The sequence below is a fragment of the Aquirufa nivalisilvae genome (assembly GCF_004307455.1).
Classification (GTDB): domain Bacteria; phylum Bacteroidota; class Bacteroidia; order Cytophagales; family Spirosomataceae; genus Aquirufa; species Aquirufa nivalisilvae.
In genome coordinates this window covers 292,176-312,205 of the sequence record NZ_SEWX01000008.1, presented here as the reverse complement: position 1 = coordinate 312,205, position 20,030 = coordinate 292,176, and the positions used below count along the sequence as shown (strand labels likewise).

Here is a 20,030-nt window from a genome sequence, read left to right as displayed (position 1 = left end):
AAAACGTTGTAAAATTAATCTTTTTATGGGATTTATTTTTCAATTCTTATCTTGCGAACTTAAATTTTTCCTCAACAAAATGAAAAAGACTTACTATTCGGTTTTAGCACTTTTTTTAGTTGCAAAACTTATCCCATTGAGCCTTGTCGCTCAATCAAATCCAGTCCCTTATGCCTATACGATTAAGGCGGAAGATTTGAAAAAACATTTGACTTTTATTGCTTCCGATAGCTTGAAAGGTAGAAATACAGGTTCAGCTGAACAAAAAGTTGCAGCGAACTACATTGCTAACCATTTTAAAGCTGTGGGGCTAGCTCCAGTTCAAGGCAGTTATTTTCAAAAGGTTGATTTAGTCAATCGTTCATGGACCAACGTAGCCGCTCAAATTAAGGGTAAATCCTATGGCTATTTGTCGGATTTTATGGCTTATGCTCTGGCGCCTGTGGCAGCTGGAACAAAAGCTCCGACCGTTTTTGCTGGTTATGGTGTGCAGCAGGGTGCTTTTACTGATTTTGATAAGCTGAAAGCCAAAGGTGCCATGGTTGTGGTGATAGACGGTGAAGCCAAAGATCAGGCTGGAAACTATGTGCTTTCTGGTTCGAAAGATCCTTCGGCATTTGGTAAGGCAACAGGCTGGAGAGAAAAAATGAAATTAGCCAAAGCTGCCGGAGCTACTGGTTTAATTGTCATTACGGATAAAGATGAGAAATCGTTTAGTGCTCAATTAAATCAGCGTCAGGTTATGATGAAGCGTTTTGGCAATGAGCGTATGGTATTGAAAGATGAAACTCAGAATAAAGATGCTGAATTTCCAGTAATATTAATTTCATCTGCGATGGCTGCTCAATTATTAGGAACAGATGTAGCAGCTATTGAAGCATTCAAAACTAAAGTTTCAACGGAGAAAAAATCAGTAGCCAGTAAATTCAAAGCGGGTATCATTGAACTGAAAATTGAAAATACAGAAAGCCCAGTAGACACCTACAATGTCGTTGGATTTTTGGAAGGAACCGATAAAAAATCAGAAGTGGTTGTCATTACTGCTCACTATGATCACATCGGTGTTTCGGCAGATGGACGAATCAACAATGGGGCTAATGACGATGGATCAGGTACCGTAACAGTGATGGAATTAGCGCAGGCTTTTGGAAAGGCTGCTGCTGAAGGACATCGTCCACGTAGAAGTATCTTGTTTATGACAGTAACGGGCGAAGAAAAAGGATTGTTAGGCTCTGAGTATTACTCGAATCATCCTTTGTTCCCATTGGAGAATACCGTTTGTGATTTGAACATCGACATGGTGGGTCGCTACGATGATGAGCATATTGGTAAGCCAGATTATATCTATGAAATTGGTTCTGATAAATTGTCTTCTCAGTTGCGCGCTGTATTAGAAGAGCAAAATAAGAAACACATTGGTTTAGAATTGGACTATAAATACAATGATCCCAATGATCCGAACCGTTTCTATTACCGTTCTGATCATTACAACTTTGCTAAGCATAAAATTCCTGTGGCATTCTTCTTCAATGGCGTTCATGAAGATTATCACCAACCAGGTGATGATGTAGAGAAAATTGAATTTGACCAAATTCAAAAAGTAGGTCGATTAGTTTTCTACATGGCTTGGGAAATTTCTAACAGAGAACAACGCTTACCAGTGGATTCTAACAAACCATAAAAGCTTTATAAATATGAAAATAGCCTCAAATATCATTTGAGGCTATTTTTTTGATGTGTTATCAATATGTCAATGCATGAAAAAGGTTGGTCGGATTCAAGTATTGACCATTTTTTCTTTCATTAATCTTTTCATTTGGAATGTAGAATGAAAAATGTAGAATTAAGAATAATTCATCATCTATAATCCAAAATTTATAATTTTCTGGACAAACGCTTCATGGGTCTTTTGAGCTTGTAGGATAAAATCATTTTCTTTCCAATCACCAATCACGTTTTCCATTTCCTTTTGGTTGTGAAACATGGCTTGTCGGAACGGATCTTGGAAATCTTTGGCACGCGAACGTTCAATCCCTTTGGCAATGAACGCCGAAATTTCAATGGCCTTATTTTTCCATTGCTGCATGAAAGTTGGATCTCCTAAATCGGATGTTTGAATGATTTTTAAAGCAGCTAGGGCATTTTGAAATTTAAGATCAGGATATAGCTCAGCTTGTTCTTGATAAAACTGATGAACTTGATTCCATGAAGTAATTTGACCAGTACGGATATTGGTCTTTAGTCCTTCCACAGCTTCTGAAGGGACTAATTGCCCTCCTAGATTTTCCCAATGTGAAATCCTTTGCTTCGAAGCATTTTTCAATAAATCCAATGTGCTTAGGTTGGGATTTCTTTCATGAGCCCCAAGCCATTCTTGGAAGGCATGGTAATAGATTAAATCCTTGAAAATATGGTAAGCACGATAACTTTTAGCGATTTTGCTCTTGCGTTTAGAGTTTTCAATACCTGTGGCCCAAACATCTAAGCTGACGTTTTCATTGGCTGGATTTTCTAGCCATTTTTTACCTGCTTCTTGCGTCTTTTCTGGAAGTGAATCGCCCACCCAAGTTTCTAATAAGGTTAAGGCATTCAGTATTTCCTCTATGGTATCAGGCGCCAGAAAATCATATTCCAAAAGCATATTCTTGTTGATCCTCTGATCACGATTCGCAAACTTCCATGCATTTCTTGCCAAAGCATACAAATTATACTGAAACCAATATGCCGCAATGATTAATAAGCCTCCAGAAGCTTCATCATTTCCAATCAATGAAAAGGGAAGAGGATTTTGAATTTCCGCTGGATAATTCCCTTTGGAAATTAAATTGAAGCTGGCAAATTTAGAATTGTGTTTTAAGCTAATGGAAAGGCCTGGCCAAAAACCTCTTCCTGCTTGTAATTCGCCATCTGCACCCCGACTGTTATGGTTGGAGCCCAGCGTAGCACCTGCAGCCATGTTGCTTTGTCCTTTGATGATGGCGGCACAAAGAAAGGAATTGTTGTGGTGTTGTTCATGGGCTGGAAAAATAAGCGCATTCAATACTTCACAGCAAGAAATGGTCGAATTACTTCCAAGAAAGGAGTTAATTAGGCGAGCTCCATATTTCAGCTGCGAATGGGCTGCTAAAATAAAACGGACAGCTTTTACTCCGTAAAAAATCCGACAACCTTCATGAATAATACCATTCACTATTTCACAACCTTCCCCGATTTGCGTATTGGCTTCTGGGTATGAAATAATCGTTAAGTTTTTTAATTTATTGGCCCCTTTGATGTAGGTGTCTGAACCCATGTTGACATCCTTGATAATCCCTGTGTTTTTAATCACAGTTCGGTCGCCAATTTGACCATAATATCCTCTTTTGGTAGAAAATTCCGCTTGTGTAAGTGCCTTGTATTGGGCTTGAAGCAAGTCGTCATCTCGGTCTTGGGTCCATAAATAGGCATCAGCAGGACGCATTCCCACAAATGGAATGACTTTTCTTCCTCCATTTTCATTACCTAATTCTAGCCAAATTCGAATACGTTCTTCTTCTCCTTCCTTCACGATACCATTTCCAAATTTGGCGGTTGGAGTAGTGGCTAATTCATTGACTTGCAGTATCATGACTTCATTTCCAATTTGATAATTGGACAGTAAATTCACTCGGTCTATGCTCACATTATCGCCAATATCACTACTAATAATGGTGCTATTGTAAATGCCAACAGGCATTCTAAGGTTTTTGAATTCCAAATAGACATGTTCTAAAATACCGATTCGGATGATACCAAAAAACCGACAATTTTTAATAAGGTGCGGGTTAAAGCCAGGTTTAACTTGAATATCTTTCCAATTCTCTGCTTCATTGAAATTGGCTTCTAAGATTTCAATTTCTCGTGCAGACAGAAGTCTGTAGTCAGAGAGTTTAATATTTTTATTGCGGAGATCGAATTCGCTTTCACCCTCTTTCAAGTAGTTTTTGCTGACAAATTCGAAGCCTAAATGGGCTATGGGTTTCTTTTCTATTCGATTCATCTCTCGTAAAATTCTATGGGTAAATGATCAGGATCACTTGTGAAAGTAAAGCGCTTTTCTGTAAATTCATCGATTCGGATTGCTTCACAAGTAAGGCCTTTTTGTTGTAAAATAGCTATTGTTTCATCCAAATTAGATACCTCAAAGGCTAAATGTCTTAGTCCGCATGCTTCCGGTCTAGACACTCGGGCAGGAGTTTCTGGAAATGAAAACAATTCGATGTAATAGACACCTTGAAAGCTAAGGTCTAGCTTATAAGAATCTCTTTCTTGACGATATACTTCTCGGATAATGTCAAATCCTAACATTTCGGTATAAAACTGTTTGGATAGGGCATAATTGGAGCAGATAATGGCCACATGATGAATGCCTAAAAGCGGGATTTTGTTGAGCATCTTTATTGGGGACTAGTGGCAACAGCAATTTTTGAATCGGCGGTACCATAATATAAAAACCAGCGAGATTTAAACGGAACTAAACCCTCCACAAAACAGACCTCATTCACTTCACCAATTTTTTCATACTCCTTATTAGGCCAAATGAAAGGTTGGTTAGATCGATGGATTAGCTGATAAGGTTTATCTAGATTAAATAATGCTTGAGCAGCACTATAAGTGAATTTTGGGAAATTGGAATCATTGAAATTAGCCGCATTACTGCTGTTGTAAATCAATAAAATGCCCGACTTTCTAACTAATGCGTAAGGGCCAGGTTCTACTAGTCGACTATCGAAATAGCCTTTTCTAGGTTGAAGCACTGAAATTCTTTGTTTGTTTTCGGCATCCTCTAAAACAGACCAATGAATCAGGTCTTTGGATTGAGCCATGAATAAATCGGTATCACCAAAGTACATCCAGTAGGAGCCATTTATTTTCGTGGCAATCATTTTTGAGCCTACTTGTTTGACAACGATGGCGCCAGATTTCGACCAAAGGTCAATGTATTTAGGATCTTTCAACATGGGGCCCATTTTTTTCCAATGGATTAAATCAGTCGAAGTGGCAAAGCATAAACGGGCTGTTTTTCCGTCATAAGAAGTATAGGTAATTAGATAGCTTCCCTCTTCTGTTTGAACAATACGCGGATCTTCAATTCCTCCCGGCCATTCGTATTTTTTAAATGCATCTTGTTCTGGGAAAAGAATGGGTTGAGGCATTTTTTTGAAATGAATACCATCATCACTAATGGCTAAGCCGATGCGGGAAGTACCTAAAGAATCTTGGGCTCTGTAAAGTAAATGCACTTTTCCATCTTTTATTAAAGCTGTAGGATTGAGTACATTTTTATTTTCCCAGCCAACTGTTTTGCCTTGAACGGGGCAAAAGAACTGCTGTTTTAAGTCAGGTTTTAGGATGGGATTCACTGCATCTTGCTTGGTGAAATTAGTTATTTGCCAAGTATTTGTGCTTTTATTTTGTCCCAAAGAAATAAGGGAACAAAGATAGATGGACAGTCCAAAAAGATAAGTAGGGATTTTATAAAGTAGATTCATGTAGTATGGTGAGAGTTTAAATTTACTAAAATGCCTGTTGAAACGTATATTAAAAGGTAATTTTCGGCAAATTATTACCGAATGCTTCTTGTCAAAGAAGCCTACAGGTCAGCATTGACCGTAAATTTCTAATGAATTCATGCATTTGATCAAAGGAAAATTTTAAATTGGGTTATCATACCTATAAACATAAAAATGGAAAGACGAGATTTTTTACAATCCTCCTTATTGACAGGCTTAGCCACGGGCATGCCCTCAATTCAAGATAAAATTTTGGCACCTAAATTACAGCCAAAAATTAAGTTAAGTGTTTCCAGTTATTCTTACTGGCATTTTAAGGGCGATAAATTTCCGATTGAAAAGGTGATAGATGATGCGGCAGCTTTGGGTTTGGAAGGAATCGATGTGTTGCACCGACAAATGGAAAGTGAAGACAATGCTTATTTACAGAAAATCAAGAAACATGCATTTTTGAATGGAATTGCATTGACCTGTTTATCCATCCATCAAGGTTTTGTGACTCCAGATAAAGAAGAGTTGAAAAAACACGTAGATCATACGATTCATTGCATTGAGTTGGCTTACAAAATGGGGATTCCTTGTTTACGTTTAAATACTGGTCGGTGGAATACGATTAAATCATTTGATGATTTAATGAAAAACAGAGGAGTTGAGCCTATTTTGCCAGGTTATACAGAAGATGATGGCTACAAATGGTGTGTGGAAGGGATTCAAAGATGTTTGGCTAAGGCAGAGGAATGCGGGGTGTTGTTGGCTCTTGAAAACCACTGGGGATTAGGTTCTACTCCCGAAGGAATGCTTCGAATTCATGATACCGTAAATTCTCCTTGGTTGGGATTATTGATGGATACAGGAAACTTCTTGGAAGATCCTTATGATAAACTTGAGAAAATAGCTCCTAAAGCTAGCTTTGTTCAGGCTAAAACCTATTACGGAGGAGGCGAATGGTATTCCTTGGAATTAGATTACAAGCGTATTGTCAATATTTTAAAGAAGGTGAATTACCAAGGCTATATTTCCATTGAATTTGAAGGTAAAGAAAATGCCTATTCTGGAGTTAGAAAAAGTGTTGAATTACTGAGAAAAGCCTTAGGATAGTTATCAATTTGTTGGACAACAAATCACTTTTTAAATCGTTCGCTCTGTGATGCGCAACGCTGTCAAGGTTCCAAACCTTGCCAGCGTTAGGCCGGAGCGAAGGATTATTTTTTCAAAACCAAGGAGTAAGAATCCGAAATCATTTCTTTCAAGGTGGCGAAAGTTAGTTGGCCATTGACTACAATGGTATTCCAATGCTTTTTGTTCATATGATAACCTGGAAGAACACTATCTGGAAATTCTTCTCTTAGTTCAATTGCCCGATCTGGGTCACATTTAACATTAAATCTCACAGGGATTTCATCCAAGGAGAGCAACAAAAACATTTTATTGTTGACCTTGAAAACCAAATTATCCGGTCCGAATGGGAGGCTTTCTTCTGTCTGTGGTAGACTCAGCGCGTAATCACGAATTTCTTCTAGGTTCATGGGATGCATCTGCCAAAACCTTGGCATAAGGGAATTGAGCCAATTTCTTTACTTGATAATAAGTGTCCAATCCTCCTGCACTTACACTTTGGGCGACATCCAAATCAATATGGCCATCGGGGAGAAGAATGGAATCTTGAATGGAAATATATTGGATTTTGCCGACTATTAAAATGGTTTGGTTTGATTTAATCAAATGTTCTTCTTCCCATGTTAATCCTATTTTGACTAAACTATTCTTAACAAAAGGCCCATCAAATTCAGAGATTCTCTCTTCTTCTATGCCACATGCTTCAAATTCAGATGTACGCAATGGATATCTAGCAGAGGTCTGATGGGCCTGCTGAACCATGGAAAGGGGAATTTGATTAAGTGTAAATCGCTTGTTGGCCTGAATGTTTTTATAGCTATGACTATCAGCGCCAACAGGTCGAAACAAGACGCCCAACATGGCTGGATTAGCACCAATGTGGATTACATTACTAAAAATGGCTAAATTGGATTGATGCTGCTCATCATAAGTTCCCATTAAATGAACCGCTTTTGCTCCACTTAAATGGTTGATCAAATTCGTTCGAAACGATTTATCCATCGATTCGATGTCGGATAGAGTAGCTATCATGCATTTAATTTTTGAAAATGGTGGAGGCTATTCCTTGGTTGATCTTGTAATTAGAAAACTTTACTGTGATATCACCTGTTTTAGCTACTTGTTTTTGCGTATCTACCGTTTGGGTTTTATTGATATCTACCACGACGCCTTTAGGAACTTTAAATTTTTTGACATCCACCGTAAAAATAAGCTGCTCAGGTAAACCCCATTTGGCCTCAGATCCGTAGACATAATCGGTGCTAACCGTACCATTGCTTCTGGAAGTAATCTGAGATTTCAGTACCAAGTTATTGCTTTTATCTATCCACAATTTGGCCAAAATAACATCTTCGCTATCTCCATTAGGTAACAAGGTGATGATTTCCGTTTCCTTGTTTTTGATCAATTCTTTGCCTGTACTGATGGCGTTGAATTGATCTTGATGAGCCAACAATTGTGCCAAATCACCAAAGCCTTTTTTGGGTAAAATAGCGATGCCCTTTGATTTCAAATGAAATTGATCTTTTTGCTTAAAATACAAAGTAGCATTTACTGGAAGTATTTTGATCAAAGGGATATTCGATTTAATATTCAGGTCTACCGCATAATCCTTGACTAGGCTCCATTTTTGCTGAAGTGCCTGGATGGTTTTTTGCGCATCTTGTCCTATTACTTGGAAAAGCGTGCAGATAAAAAGACTGATGGTTAAGAGGATTTTCATTAAGCGCTGATGTCTTTTTTGTTGAATGTATAAATGGAAATGCCTAGGAAGAGTAAAATATGCGCCACCAAAATAATGACTGATTTGATAATTTCGGTTTTAGGTAATGGTTCTTCAAAAAAGTTTCTCCAAGAAGCCATGTGGGTCGTAAATAAATAGGGCCGAATGGAGTCAAAAACAGAAACTTCCAAGGTACCAATGATGGTGAAAAGGATAATAATGGACATGGTTGCTACGATGGGCCCAATGGAGTTTTCAGAAAAACAGGACAAGCATATTGACAAAGATGCCACTGTTAATAGGGCTAAAAATGCCACAGCAAATCCGCTGAGATACCTCCATAATACATCATGCTCCTGTAAAATCACCAAGCCATCAGTATTCAACACAATCAAATCTCCCGTTCCAAAAAAGATTCTTCCAAAGATCATGGCCATGATGCCTAACCAAATAATGATGCAGGCTGTATAAACGGCTCCTGCAATGAATTTGGAGAGTAGGAGTGTGGTTCGTGAAATGGGTTTAGTCATCACCATACGGATGGTTCCCATGGCAAATTCTCCGGAGATCAAGTCGCCAGTCACCAAGGCCACCAATAAGGGGATTTGAACCAAAAGCATTTGTAAGATGATGAATGCTATCAGATTTCCATTGAGCAAATTGCCTTCAAAACTTAAGGTTTGTTCAAATGAGGAAGTGACAAATGATAAAATCGACAATCCATCCGATTTTAATGCGAACAAAATCACCCCCACCAGCAGCGTAATAGCCCCAATCCCTAGGTAACTTCTAGGTTTGGCAGCAATCTTGATAAACTCATTATATACGCTTTTAAATAGCATCTTGCTGTACGATTTTGATAAAATAATCTTCCAAACTGCGTTTGGACTCTAAGGAGTAAATAGCAATTTCATGTGAATTCAAGAGCTGACTGATGTTTGGCACTTGATTCCGGCTCAAATGAAATTCTAATTGATTTTCTCCTTTTGCTTGTATCTGAATCTCTGGAAAAGCATTTTTCAGGACTATCATGGTTTTTTCTTGTGGCGCTACTTCCAAACGAATGAAGAGGTTTTCTGTCGACATGAGTTCTTTCACCGAACCTTCCACCATGGATTTACCTTTGTTGATGATGACCATCCGATTAGCAATCATTTCAATCTCACTTAAATCATGCGAAGAAAGTAAGATGGTTTTTTGATGTTCATCTTTTAACCTTAAAATCAAGTTTCTAATATCAATGATTCCTTGGGGATCCAGTCCGGTGGTTGGTTCATCCAAGACGATCAAATCGGGATTATGTAACAACGTTTGAGCAATCCCCAGCCTTTGCTTCATCCCATGTGAAAAACCGCCCACTTTGTCGTGTTCTCGGCCATTCAATCCCACAAAATCCAACATAGCATAAATTTCTTTTTTGCTGGAATTGGTTCCTGAAATTCGGGCGAAAATATCCAGATTTCGAAAAGCACTTAGGTATTTATAAAAATCAGGTTTTTCGACAATGCTGCCTGTCCTGCGTAAAATGTCCTCCCGATGGTCTTTGATTGGCAAACCAAATAAACGAATATCTCCAGAGTCGGCATTTATCAAAGAAAGCATGCAACGCATGCTGGTACTTTTTCCTGCCCCATTGGGTCCGAGAAATCCAAAAACATCCCCTTGGAAGACCTGAAAGCTAACATCTTTAACTGCCTGAAATGAGCCAAAGCTTTTGGAAAGGTGTTGTATGGATATGACGGACTCAGGCATGTAGGATGGAATATGCTTTTCTAACTAGCATTCCCTTTATATTGTTTTAAGAATTAAACTCAACAACCGCCTTGATTACCGCTTGCGCAGGATCTAAAAAGGATTCAAAATGAGTAGATACATCTTTAAATTTAGTACGGTGCGTAATGAAGTCTTTGGTATGTATTAATCCTTTTTTCATACAATCCATTACCCATTCAAAATCGCTTCGAGTGGCATTTCTACTACTCATTAATGTTCCCTCTCGCTTGTGGAATTCTGGATGGGAGAATTGAACATGGTCTAATTGTAAACCTACCAAAATGTATTTACCTCCGTGAGCCATGTACTGAAAACTATGATCAATGGCTTTTTTATTTCCTGTTGCATCAATGATGACTTGCGGCATATCTCCCTGGGTGATTTCTTGCAAACGCGCCATCACATCCTCTTGACCCACTTGTATTGTTTGTGAAATGCCCAGAACATTTCTACTGAATTCTAATCTGCTCGCATTCACGTCTAAAGCTATCACTTGTCCGCCCGCAATGCGCGCCATTTCCATCACTCCTAATCCAATAGGTCCAGCTCCTACCACCAAGACCCAATCATTCTTTTTTATTTCTGCTCGTCGAACCCCATGGGCACCGATCGACAAAGGTTCTAATAAGGTATATTCGTCTAGGCTGAGTTGTTCGTCATAGATCAAAGCGTCAATAGGAACTTGCAAATATTCTCTCATAGCGCCATCTTCATGTACTCCCAATACACTAAGTGTCTGACAGCAATTGGTTTTGCCTTGTCGACATGCCACGCATTTTCCACAAGAATAGTATGGAATGACACTGACGATGGCTCCAATGGGAATTTTTGAACCAGAACTAATTTCCACAATTTCGCCTACAAATTCATGTCCTAAGATGCGAGGGTAGGAAAAAAAAGGTTGTGTTCCCTCAAAGGCATGCAAATCTGTTCCACAAATGCCCACTTGTTTAATCTTAAGAATAGCCATGCCATCTTTCAATTTGGGACTTTCCGATTCTTGGTATTTCCATTCAAATGGAGTGGTACAAACAAGTTCTTGCATAGCTATTATTTCTTTTTATGTTTGGCCCAACGCTGTTCTAACATTTTAATGAAATAGCCACCCACCACACTTCTAGCTTGGAAACCAACTTGTTTCCCATTAGTTGTTTCATGCCAGTCACTTAAAGGTACGCGCGATGGACTTTCTAACATGAATTGATAGATAGGATGTACCAAAGCCTTGAATTCTGCAGGTTTGTCTGAGAGGGTGGCCGTCCACATAATCCAATCACTTTTGGTATAGGTTTTTCTACTGTCCAAAGGCAAACCATAGGTGTTTTGTTTTTTCAAATAGTAGGCCATTTCTTTTTCGTACACATATCTCGGAAATAGATTGAGTCCTAATAATTTGTCCCAAACAAGGTTATACTTTTGACTCCACGTATTGTTTTTGTTGAATGTCAAGGCATAATGATCTCCTTCTTCTGCCATTTCCATCCATTTTAATGCATATTTTTTAGCAATACTTTGCATGGAGTCAGCAGTGCTTTTCAAACCCATTTGTCGGGCCATCTGAGCATAAGACCCGATACCTACTATCGCTTTGATGGATAGATTCGCATTGCGGTCCAAATGTCCAGCAAAATCATCCGTACATAATTGATTGGCAGGATCTAATCCGTCTTTAACTAAAAAATCCACCCAGCGGGTTAGGGTAGGCCAATGTGCTTTGGCGATTTGAGTGCTGTTTTCTTCCTTACAAATGGCCGCAGTCAACAGAATCATATTTCCAGCTTCTTCCACTGGCATATCTTCCGGATAGGTTTGTCCATTCGCCAAAGGATAGGTACCAATGTCATGTGCCGGGAAAGGTTTTTTCCATTGGCCACTTTCACTGTAATAAATCAAAGGCTCCACCATACCACGCAGTAATTTGGTATTGTAGATAAGGCTCAAAGGGGCAGAAGGATAGGTGACGTCCACCGTCCAAATAGAACCATTACTGAAGTTTTCTTTTTGAGGAAAAAGTACCTCATTTTTTTCTCCTCGAACTAATTTATGTGCCGCCAGGGATTGTCGGTAGGCAGCTACACATAGTTCCGCATATTCTTTTCCTCCAGCTTGAAGCGCTTCTTGATATAACTGTTTGTCGAAGTTTTTACATTGACTCAGAATACTCGGATATTCTTGCGCAGCTCTTACTAGCAAATCATCCATGCTGGCAAAGTTCTTTTTCCACCATGCTTGTAAATTTTTCTGGAAATACTGGATGGAATACAAATCATCATAAGCCAGCATGATGCTCGAATTTTGATTGGATTTAGTGGCGTTTACATCCCATGAGGCAACCAGATAATCTGTACTGCCCGATTCGCTGGAAGGTTTTTTGCCATCGGCAAGGCTCATCAATTGAGATTGAGAAAGCGTCTTTAATTGCTGCTTAGCTTGATTAGTCGCTAAATAGGCATATCCCCAGTCGATTCGAACATCGTCGCCCACTTTATTGAGTACTTTTTGTTGACTGAGCCCCGTTTTCAAATAGCGAACATTGCCTTTTTTGCCCGTGCTTACTTGGACCATTTGTTCCTTTTCATTTTTAGCTATATCCGAAGACATGCCAAAAGTGATTTTGGTTTTATGCGTTTTATTATCTGTGGATTGTATGCCAAAATTGATGTAAGAAACAGGTCTTGAAAGTAAATCTAGGTTGGATGCTAAGAGCGGAGAAAGGAAATTTACTTGTAATTTAACAGTTCCACAGGTGAACTGGTAGCTCGTCTGTGTAGCGGTGATTTGAACGGAGTTTTGTATCGCTAGGTTCGACTGAGTGGAGCGTGTTTGATTAGCAAAACCGGCATCCAGCCAAGAATTTCCTACGGGATTCATGCAATGAATGGCCAAGATGTTTTTGCCTTTTTTCAACTTGCTTTTAATGATATCACTAAGTGGATAATCTTTCAATTGCTTGGTATGGCAGTTTTCGCAAGAATAAACAGAATATCCGTTTAGGTAAACTTCCACGTCATCATCATGGCGCAGCTGAAGGATTAATTGATCAATGTCGATGTCTTGTAAATCAAAGGCACGTCTTACCCAAATGTTTTTGGTGTTCCAAGGCGTATTCCATTTATTGTCCCAGCCTTTGCCAAAAGGCAGTTTACCTTTATTCCAATAGGTATCATTGAAGTTGGAAGTCATCCAATCCTCGGCCGGTTTGGTTTCCGTGTATTGCACCTCGATCGGCTGATTATTTTCGGCATGGGCAACAATGCCCGTGGAGGGATATTGCAAGGCACCTAGAAATTGATAGGTTTTCCCGTCTACTTCCAATAGGCCCACTAAAGATTGATCAGAGCCAGTCCAATGCCGCGTAACAGATTGATTTAATTGGTCTGTAAAAGACCAAACACTGAAGTATGGGTCATGGGTGATGAGCGGATAGGCAGGAGCTTTACTGACTTGGGCTTGGGCAAAAAAGCCAAACAACGCTAAACTAGCGAACAGGAAAAATGATTTCATAGGGAAGATTTATGGAATTAAAGATAGGAAGATTCCAAGCATCTACAAAAGGCTAAAAAAATATCGATCTACTGATAATCTGCAGGGAGACACCCTTGTTTTTGATTGAAAAATGCTAGGTTTGCACCTAACGCTGTCAAGGTTTTAAACCTTGACAGCGTTGGTGGGAATTCTGTGCAATTGGCTATCAAAACCGTTCATCAAATAATCTATCTATTGGATTATTTGTAAATTAAATTGTATAATTTCAGAATTTGTAAAACGAAATAAAGCCTAGTTGATTTATGTAAAATTGGATGGGTAAGTGCATTAGGGGCAAGTGTAAAAGAACTGAAATTTCAAAATAGTAATATTTGCTCCAAACAAATATTGGGAGTTCGTTTAAGTAGATTAGATAGACACTTTATAGTTGCATATATAGCACAAATATATTTAAAATTACAACTTTATAGTTTTTAATTAGAAATTTAGCTGTAAATTTGAAGTCCCAAACCAATGTATGATCACAGAAACGGAAGTAGCATCCTTTTTAAAAGACTTCAAAGAAAAGATGAAGATTTGGGATGTGCTCTTTCGTGACGAGAGAGGCAAAAATGCCCAAGCGCTAGTAGATTTAGAACTTCGACCCATAGACCGAAAAGCCATTCTGGAAGCACTTGAAACCAAAGATTACAGCGAAGGCCCATTAGAAGAAAAACTATACGGAGGTGCTTATATGTGGGTGTTTGGCAAAACCATCAAGAATAAGGAAGTATATATAAAAGTTACATTGGGAGCAGTGGGTAGTAATGTTATCTGTATTTCCTTTCACTTGGCACTGCACAAAATGTACTATCCTTTAAAATAGAACAACATGAAAAGTCCAATCACAGGTAATGAAATGAAATTGATTAAGGAACGTAGGTCGATGGATTTCAGAAAGGAAACATTTGAAATTGTTTTTCATTATTATAAATGCGAGGACAGCGGAGAACAATTTACCACCACATCAATAGATGAAGTGAATATGAATCAGGTATATAACCAATATCGGGACAAATTCAATATTCCCTTTCCAGACGAAATAATTAGAATTAGGGAGAAGTATGGTTTATCAGCAGCCAAGATGTCGGAGATTTTAGGTTTTGGGGTAAACAGTTATCGTCAATATGAAGCAGGCGAAATGCCCAGTGTTGCAAATGCCAAATTGATTCAGATGGTGGACGAACCAAAGAGATTTATTGATATGATGGAATTGTGTGGCACGTTAGATGAAAAAGTCAAAACCAGATTAATTCAGAAAGCACAATTACTGGCAGACGACAAAAAACGAAACATTTTCAATTTGAATTTCAAAGAATATTTATTAGGCAATCATATGGCAGATATTTATTCAGGATACAGAAATCCTAACTTTGAAAAGTTTACTGAAATGGTGGTTTATTTTTCCGAAAGACTATCGCCATTTAAAACCAAGATGAACAAACTCTTGTTCTATGCCGATTTTTTAATGTTTAAACAAAGTTGTTTTTCCATTAGTGGAGTGCGTTACAAAGCCATTGATATGGGGCCTGTGCCAAATAATTTTCAAAGTATATTTGAGTATTTAGCCAACGAAGATGAAATAGATATTCTTACTACAGAATTTCCTAATGGTTACTCAGGAGAACAGTTCAAAGCAAGAAAAGAACGAAATTTTAATGCGGATCTATTTACAGAAATTGAATTGGAAACTTTAGAAAAAGTAGCAAGCGTATTTAAAGAAACAAACACTAACGACATTATCAAATTAAGTCATTTGGAAGAAGCTTGGAAGAAAAATGAAAAAGAAAAAAAAGTAATCAGTTATGAATATGCGTTTGAATTAAATCAGATTTGAATACATATCTAATATGCCTATGCTAGCCTAAAACGGGTGTTTGGTTAAATCGCGGGTGACTCAGTTAATTGATCATTCTACTTCGAATAGATTTTATGAGGTATTGATATTTTTATGCCACGTAATCTGCCTGTCACTTTGCCAAGCGAGGGAACTTTAGTGGTCAACTGATTTAGACGCCAAAACTTATAAGGAATAGTTTAACAGCAATCTATCAGACACTAACTCTGACTCTAGTGTTTGACCCTCTAGCTGAAATCTCCTTAGCATAGATCGACCTAATGATATGAACATTTCTTCTTCAAATAATTTGTCTGGTATAGGAAGATCGCACAAATAATTTCCAGATTTTTTGCTACCATCAATACTTAATGCGACACGAACGCCCTTTGATTTTGCCTTATCAATTTCAATAAATAGTTCATCTAATTTAAAATCTTGTGCACCGTATAGTATACTTTGGCTATGAGAGTATGGGGGGTCACAATAAATCAAATCGCCTTTTTTTGCAAGGCTAAAAACCTCTCTGTAATCTGCATGAATGAAACTTACATTTTTCATTCTATTTTTCCATTCATGAACTCGCTTCTCAAATGTAGTTACAGGTATAGGGGTATGAATTCCACAGGGTGTGCTCATATATCCATCAGATTTTCTGAACCTAACTATTCCACCATAACAAGTTCTAGTTAGATATAAAAAATCTGCGCCATTGTGTTCTTTATTAAATGAGGCCTTAACATCCTCATAGACATTTACTGGATTTTCGGTTTCGATGCGATTTCTTCTTTGAGCATACCATTCAATTAATTCGTTAGGGTTTTCCTTAAGCTTTTTCCAAATCTCTACAAGCGGCTGGAAAATATCAGAACCAACACCTCTTTGCGGAGCAACAGTGGCCATCACTGCCCCACTTCCGAGAAATGGCTCATAAAAAGTTTTGAAGTCAGCAGGAAAGCACTTAGAAATCTCACCGGCAAACTTTTGTTTATTCCCAACCCACTTTAATAATTGAGATTTAGGCGGCGTGAAAGTTGCAAACTTAGAATCAATCGTTAATTGCATATTCATAATTTTGGACGAACTTAAGAACAATTATGTCAATATCCTATTTTGGGTTATCCTAAATTGGGATATACTTTCATCCCGTGAAAAAGAGCATTCATACAAAAGAGTATAAAATTTTACTTGAAACCCTTTATAGCTTAAGGGTTGGAAATAATTTGCTACAATCACACTTAGCTGAAAAATTAAGTGTGCCTCAATCATTTATTAGCAAAATTGAAAGTGGTGAACGAAGAGTAGATCTCATCGAACTCAAAATGATTGTTGAATGCTTAGGTGTTTCTCTAGTGGATTTTATAAATGAATTTGAAAAAAAATTAAATGCGACCAAATGAACGATATATGCACCTAGGCTTAGAGTTTTGGGCAAATATTAAATTATTGAATCAAAGACTTGGTTATACAGAGAGAAAATCAAAAGTTAATCCGAGCCCAGGATTTGTAATTCCGACTAAAGAGCAAATTATTGAAACCTTTATTTCAGAAGGGTTGAATGTTTCAAGATTAGTTCAAGGTGAAACTCTTACTCCATTGGGGGAATTAATTTTAGATTATATGCGCTTTCGTGGCGAATTACTAATAAACCACGTTGAACCCAATCTAATGAACAAGGATGAAGCAAGAGAACTTTTTAATTCCCAAAAGGCTAAGCTTAATCCAACTTGTCCATTGCCGTTTAACAAGCAGACAGGTGAAAAAAAAGATTATGCATTCTTAACAGGCTTAGTTAATATGTTAATTGAAACGAACAAAGGAACATTTCAATGCGATTATGACCCAAGAGAACTTACTGCTATAACTGTTGACGACTTCCCTGTTCGAACTTTATCAAGACGTGTAGATGGTGCTTTTCCATGTATCAAAGATCCAAGAGCAATTTGGGAAATAAAAGAGTATTACTATACAACTACTTTTGGAAGTAGGGTTGCTGATGGTGTATACGAAACACAATTGGATGGCTGGGAACTTTGGGAAGCAAAAACGAATCTTGGACGTGAAATCAAACACTATTTGGTAGTTGATGATTATTACACATGGTGGACTTGTGGCCGTTCATATCTATGTAGACTCATTGATTCAATGCATATGGGTTTAGTTACAGAAGTAATTTTTGGCAGAGAAGTTATTAATCGGATACCTTCTCTTGTTAATGAATGGACACAATATGGTGAACCAGCAGACGAGTTTATGATTGTAGCAGAACCTCAATAAAAGCGCTCAATAATACAGACAGACTTATATCTCAATGACGTCTGATAAAGTTAATTGAATATATCTGTCGTCCTACATGCCCCTTCGGAACATGTCGAACAGCATTTAAGCTAAAAAACGTTGGCTGAGGCTCTCGAAGTCAACCCTTCCCGATCTACTCCACCGTCACACTCTTAGCCAAATTTCTTGGCTTATCGACATCCAATCCGCGTAATACGCCAATGTAGTACGACATTAATTGGGTAGGAATGACTGTTAATAATGGCGCCAATAATTCATCGGTTTCAGGGACTTCCATCACATGATCCGATACGCCTCGGATGGCCGTGTCGTCCGGATTGATGATGGCTATCACTTTGCCTTTGCGGGCTTTGATTTCCTGAATGTTGCTGACAATCTTATCGTAATATTTGTCTTTGGTAGCAATGAATAAAGTCGGTAAGGTCTCGTCCACCAAGGCGATAGGGCCATGTTTTACCTCTCCCGATGGGTATCCCGAACATGGGATATAACTCACCTCTTTCAATTTCAAGGCTGCCTCCAAGGCTACCGGGAAATTATAGCCTCTCCCTAAAAATAAGAAGTTGTTTGCTTCGGCATAAACTTGAGCGACTTCTTTTATCAATTCATGAGAGGATAAAATCACCTGAACTTTCTCTGGGATTTGAGATAGTTCCACTAAATAATGCTTGTAATCGGCATCAGTTAATGTTTGCTTGGCTTTACCAATTTTCAAGGCCATCATGGCCAACACGGTTAATTGTGCCGTAAAGGCTTTGGTACTGGCTACCCCAATCTCCGGTCCTGCATGAGTGTAAGCTCCTGCATGAGAAAGTCTTGCAATAGATGACCCCACTGCATTGACTACCCCAAAAATAAAGGCTCCTTGTTCCTTGGCTCGTTCGATCGCCACCAATGTATCAGCTGTTTCACCACTTTGGGAGATCGCTATAATCACATCCCCAGAATGTATGATGGGGTTCCGGTATCGGAACTCAGAAGCATATTCTACCTCTACAGGAATCCGACAAATCGTTTCGATCATGTATTCGGCAATCAGGCCAGCATGCCAACTGGTTCCGCAGGCCACAATGATGATGCGTTTCGCTTGGGTGAACACCGATAAATGTTGGTCTACACCAGCTAAGGTTAAACTTAAGCTCGCAACATCCAGTCTACCTCGTAAACAATCCGTTAAACTGGCTGGCTGATCAAAGATTTCTTTCAACATGAAATGATCAAAACCTCCTTTTTCTATTTGAGCCAACTCCATATCCAATTGTTGGATATAAGGTGTTACAGGCTCATTACCTAGATTTTTTAAGATGATGTCATCTTTAGAAATAATAGCCAATTCATAATCATTGACATAAATAACGCTCTTGGTATATTCAATGATGGGCGAGGCGTCCGAAGCTAAAAAGTGTTCTCCTTCTCCTACACCAATCACCAAAGGACTACCTTTTCGGGCAGCAATTAATCTGTCTGGATAACCTTCTTCTAAGACAATAATGACATAGGCCCCAACTACCCTTTTCAAGGCAATGCGCATGGCCTCTTCTAAGGTAGAATGGTTGTTGATTTGGATGTCTTCAATGAAATTAACCAATACTTCGGTGTCTGTTTCACTTTTAAACGTATAGCCTTTTTGGATTAATTCAGCCTTTAATGAGGCATAGTTTTCAATTATTCCATTGTGCACCAAAGTGATTTTACCACTATTGGATTGATGTGGATGGGCATTGGCATCGGTGGGTTCTCCGTGGGTTGCCCAACGCGTATGACCAATTCCAGCATGTGCTTCTTGCAAAATAGGGGCATTCCAGGTTTCTAACTCACTTACTCGGCCCTTCTTTTTGTAGGATTCGATTTGATTACCATATAAGGCAATTCCAGAACTATCGTAGCCCCTATATTCTAATCTTTTTAAACCTTTTAATATGATCGGATAGGCTGCTTGATGACCTATATATGCTACGATTCCACACATGCGATATAAAATTTATAATTGAATTATTTTACTTTAGGCTATTGGAAGGTGATTTTCCAAATAGCCAAATTACCCAAATTTCATTTATTTTACCAAGTTTACTGGTATTAAATTACCGATTGGGAATTTCAACAATAGTACTTTTTTTATATGTTCGCTAAATGGCTTAGAATAAACGCTAATGGTTTTTCAATATCTTCATTTTTCCTTAAAATGATACCATAGGGCAGGCTTTTTTCTTATTTAAAGGTCAATTAG

Annotated in this window: 18 protein-coding genes; 6 read left to right on the top strand and 12 right to left on the bottom strand. The window is 38.3% G+C overall.

Annotated features, from left to right (window positions below; translation table 11 throughout):
- The first annotated feature begins 79 nt into the window (after positions 1-79).
- On the top strand, positions 80-1,681 hold the full coding sequence (locus EWU22_RS12350; RefSeq protein ID WP_109325407.1) for a M28 family metallopeptidase: 1,602 nt from the start codon (positions 80-82) through the stop codon (positions 1,679-1,681).
- Between the two features lie 180 nt (positions 1,682-1,861).
- On the opposite strand, the gene EWU22_RS12345 is transcribed toward EWU22_RS12350, so the two are convergent.
- Genes EWU22_RS12345 through EWU22_RS12335 form a run of 3 tightly spaced genes read right to left on the bottom strand, consistent with a single transcriptional unit; the run spans position 1,862 to position 5,510 of the window.
- Entirely contained in the window at positions 1,862-4,018 is a 2,157-nt protein-coding gene (locus EWU22_RS12345; protein ID WP_130925793.1) for a DUF4954 family protein, read from the bottom strand.
- Positions 4,015-4,413: an SMU1112c/YaeR family gloxylase I-like metalloprotein gene (gloA2, locus tag EWU22_RS12340; protein ID WP_109323880.1), complete on the bottom strand. Its 399-nt coding sequence runs from the start codon at positions 4,411-4,413 to the stop codon at positions 4,015-4,017. Before gloA2 ends, EWU22_RS12345 begins: the two co-directional genes overlap by 4 nt.
- Positions 4,414-4,415: 2 nt before the next feature.
- Positions 4,416-5,510 carry a glycoside hydrolase family 130 protein gene (locus EWU22_RS12335; RefSeq protein ID WP_130925792.1) on the bottom strand — a complete coding sequence of 365 codons (1,095 nt, stop codon included), beginning with the start codon at positions 5,508-5,510 and terminating at the stop codon, positions 4,416-4,418.
- A 195-nt stretch (positions 5,511-5,705) separates the two neighbouring features.
- Between EWU22_RS12335 and EWU22_RS12330 the strand changes: the two genes are divergently transcribed.
- The gene (locus tag EWU22_RS12330; protein WP_231962898.1) at positions 5,706-6,629 is read left to right on the top strand and encodes a sugar phosphate isomerase/epimerase family protein; all 924 of its coding nucleotides are present in this window, start codon (positions 5,706-5,708) and stop codon (positions 6,627-6,629) included.
- A gap of 104 nt (positions 6,630-6,733) precedes the next feature.
- Here EWU22_RS12330 and EWU22_RS12325 read toward each other — a convergent pair whose 3' ends face one another.
- From EWU22_RS12325 to EWU22_RS12295, 7 genes are read right to left on the bottom strand one after another with little or no spacing between them, the layout of a single operon-like run.
- Complete coding sequence (locus tag EWU22_RS12325) at positions 6,734-7,057, bottom strand: MmcQ/YjbR family DNA-binding protein (RefSeq protein WP_130925790.1); 324 nt, start codon at positions 7,055-7,057, stop codon at positions 6,734-6,736.
- Positions 7,035-7,679, bottom strand: a complete 645-nt coding sequence (locus EWU22_RS12320) for a flavin reductase family protein (protein WP_130925789.1) — start codon at positions 7,677-7,679, stop codon at positions 7,035-7,037. The genes EWU22_RS12325 and EWU22_RS12320 overlap by 23 nt, the downstream gene beginning before the upstream one ends.
- A 4-nt stretch (positions 7,680-7,683) precedes the next feature.
- Positions 7,684-8,370: a hypothetical protein gene (locus EWU22_RS12315; protein ID WP_130925788.1), complete on the bottom strand. Its 687-nt coding sequence runs from the start codon at positions 8,368-8,370 to the stop codon at positions 7,684-7,686.
- On the bottom strand, positions 8,370-9,212 hold the full coding sequence (locus tag EWU22_RS12310) for an ABC transporter permease (RefSeq protein WP_130925787.1): 843 nt from the start codon (positions 9,210-9,212) through the stop codon (positions 8,370-8,372). The genes EWU22_RS12315 and EWU22_RS12310 overlap by 1 nt, the downstream gene beginning before the upstream one ends.
- Positions 9,202-10,122, bottom strand: coding sequence for an ABC transporter ATP-binding protein (locus EWU22_RS12305; RefSeq protein ID WP_130925786.1), 921 nt, complete (start codon positions 10,120-10,122; stop codon positions 9,202-9,204). Before EWU22_RS12305 ends, EWU22_RS12310 begins: the two co-directional genes overlap by 11 nt.
- A 46-nt stretch (positions 10,123-10,168) precedes the next feature.
- Complete coding sequence (locus tag EWU22_RS12300) at positions 10,169-11,188, bottom strand: zinc-binding alcohol dehydrogenase family protein (protein ID WP_130925785.1); 1,020 nt, start codon at positions 11,186-11,188, stop codon at positions 10,169-10,171.
- A 5-nt stretch (positions 11,189-11,193) separates the two neighbouring features.
- Positions 11,194-13,647, bottom strand: coding sequence for a glutaminase family protein (locus tag EWU22_RS12295; protein WP_130925784.1), 2,454 nt, complete (start codon positions 13,645-13,647; stop codon positions 11,194-11,196).
- 499 nt (positions 13,648-14,146) lie between these two features.
- Between EWU22_RS12295 and EWU22_RS12290 the strand changes: the two genes are divergently transcribed.
- Both EWU22_RS12290 and EWU22_RS12285 read left to right on the top strand, forming a co-directional pair.
- Entirely contained in the window at positions 14,147-14,494 is a 348-nt protein-coding gene (locus EWU22_RS12290; protein ID WP_130925783.1) for a toxin, read from the top strand.
- Between the two features lie 6 nt (positions 14,495-14,500).
- Positions 14,501-15,505, top strand: a complete 1,005-nt coding sequence (locus tag EWU22_RS12285; protein WP_130925782.1) for a type II TA system antitoxin MqsA family protein — start codon at positions 14,501-14,503, stop codon at positions 15,503-15,505.
- 186 nt (positions 15,506-15,691) lie between these two features.
- On the opposite strand, the gene EWU22_RS12280 is transcribed toward EWU22_RS12285, so the two are convergent.
- A complete protein-coding gene (locus EWU22_RS12280) occupies positions 15,692-16,576 on the bottom strand; it encodes a DNA adenine methylase (protein ID WP_130925781.1) in 885 nt (294 codons plus the stop codon).
- Between the two features lie 77 nt (positions 16,577-16,653).
- Between EWU22_RS12280 and EWU22_RS12275 the strand changes: the two genes are divergently transcribed.
- A complete protein-coding gene (locus EWU22_RS12275; protein WP_130925780.1) occupies positions 16,654-16,905 on the top strand; it encodes a helix-turn-helix domain-containing protein in 252 nt (83 codons plus the stop codon).
- Positions 16,906-16,912: 7 nt separating this feature from the next.
- On the top strand, positions 16,913-17,782 hold the full coding sequence (locus EWU22_RS12270; protein ID WP_231962897.1) for a DUF7687 domain-containing protein: 870 nt from the start codon (positions 16,913-16,915) through the stop codon (positions 17,780-17,782).
- A gap of 154 nt (positions 17,783-17,936) precedes the next feature.
- Here EWU22_RS12270 and glmS read toward each other — a convergent pair whose 3' ends face one another.
- Positions 17,937-19,772 (bottom strand): glutamine--fructose-6-phosphate transaminase (isomerizing), encoded by a 1,836-nt coding sequence (glmS, locus tag EWU22_RS12265; RefSeq protein WP_130925779.1) that lies wholly within the window; start codon positions 19,770-19,772, stop codon positions 17,937-17,939.
- Positions 19,773-20,030: the final 258 nt, after the last annotated feature.